At 78.3% G+C, this 1,711-nt stretch carries 1 protein-coding gene and 1 pseudogene; one reads left to right on the top strand and one right to left on the bottom strand.

The features are described 5' to 3' along the window. A pseudogene (locus tag VR44_RS32300) lies at window positions 1-637 on the top strand (hypothetical protein); the annotation flags it as partial. Between the two features lie 70 nt (window positions 638-707). Here VR44_RS32300 and VR44_RS32295 read toward each other — a convergent pair. Then, the gene (locus VR44_RS32295) at window positions 708-1,661 is read right to left on the bottom strand and encodes a DNA polymerase Y family protein (protein WP_245692660.1); all 954 of its coding nucleotides are present in this window, start codon (window positions 1,659-1,661) and stop codon (window positions 708-710) included. Between the last annotated feature and the right edge of the window lie 50 nt (window positions 1,662-1,711).

Raw genomic sequence — 1,711 nt, 5'->3', positions numbered from 1 at the left:
GCGGATGCCGTGGGTGACGGGCTGGGGGGTGGCCGACTCCCTGTACGCCGGGGCCGTCACCGGCTCCGACGAGGCGCTCCTCGCCCTGGTCGACTGCGCCCCCGGGGTCGGGGCGGAGGGGCTGAGCACCGTCGAGGAGGCCCCGTTGTGGGCGATGGGCGGGACGCACACGGCCTCCGTCGAGCTGCGCGGGGTCCTGGTGCCCGACTCCCGGGTGCTCGCCGTGGTACCGCGGGCGGACTGGGTCCGGGCCTACGACCTGGAGAACGCCGACGCCCAGCCGGCCGTCTTCGGCCAGCTGCGCGCCACGGCGGACTTCCTGCTCCGCTCGGCGCCGTACGGGGAACTCGGCCTGCGCCTCGCCGAGAAGACCGCCCGGCTGCGCGCCGAGGCCTACGCCCTGCGCGACGAGGTGCCGGCCGGCGAGGAGACCGGGGCCCGGCTGTCGCTGCGGGCCGCCGCCCTGGACCTGGCCGTACGGTCGGCGGCGGCCTGCGTGGCGGTGGCCGGGGGCCGGGCGGTCCAGTACGGGCACACCGCGGGGCGGCTCTCGCGGGAGGCCCAGTTCCACCTGATCCAGGCCCAGACCACCCCGCTGCGCACGGAGACGGCCCGGCTGATGCTGGGCGATCTCTGAGCCGCCGCCTAAGTCCCGTGCGCGCCCGTGAGCGGGTACCGGTCCGCCGCCGGGGGCTCCGCCCCGGGCCTCAGACTCCCCCGGCCGCCGCGGGGAGGGGCTCCCGGGCGAGCCCGGCCGGGACCGTCGCCGGCCTGACCGTGCCCGGGCCGAAGCGGGCATTGGCGCGGTCGATGGCGGCCTCCACCGTCAGGCGGGCCTCGCGGACCGGGTCCAGCGAGAGCTGCCGGGTCACGGCCTCCGCGGCGGTGAGGTCCTCGGCCCGCAGCACCATGCCGGTCAGCCGGGCCCGTTGCAGGCCCGCCGCGTCCATCAGGCGGTACGCGAGGGTGCGGAGGTCCTCGTCGTGGGCGGAGGGTTCCGTCAGCCGCCGGGACCTCTCCCACCGGGTGCCGCCCGCGAACTGCAGGGTCAGGCACAGGGACCGGGCGGCCTGGCGGCGTCCGCGCAGCTGGGCGCCGAGCCGGACCACCAGGCCGAGCAGCGCGGCGCGGGCGTGCGGGCCGTCCAGCTCCTGGCGGGCGAAGCCGGTGCGGACGGCGGCGGAGGAGGGCAGGCCGCGCGGGGTGACCGGGCGCGGGTCGATCCCGCGGGCGCGCTCCGCGACGAGCCGGCCGGCCCGTTTGCCGAGGATCCGTTCGAGGACCCCGGGCGGGACCTGGGTGAGCGCCCCGACGGTGTGCAGCCCGAACCCGCGCAGCGCCTCGGCCTGGCGGGAGCCGAGCCCGTACAGGGACCCCACCGGCAGGGGTGCGAGGAAGCCCGGTACCTGTTCCGCGGGCACGGCCAGGACCCCGCCGGGGCCGGTGATCCGGGCGGAGGCCATGGCCGCCACCGCCCAGGTGTCCGCGACCCCGATCCGCACGTCCGTACCCAGCCGGGCCACGGCGCGCAGCCGGACCACCTCGGCGATCCGGGCGGCGTCGGCGCCGAAGTACCGCCGGGCCCCGCGCACCTGGACCAGCGCGGCCCGCGGCGGCAGGGCCTGCACCAGCGGGGAGAACTCCCGCAGCAGCTCCAGCACCTCGCGGTAGCCCTCCCCGGACAGGGCGGGAGCACCTGTATCTTATACAC

The organism is Streptomyces katrae (assembly GCF_000966975.1).
GTDB classification, from domain to species: Bacteria; Actinomycetota; Actinomycetes; order Streptomycetales; family Streptomycetaceae; genus Streptomyces; species Streptomyces katrae.
Note: the sequence above shows the minus strand (reverse complement) of the source record. Positions and strands in the feature narration are given on the sequence as shown.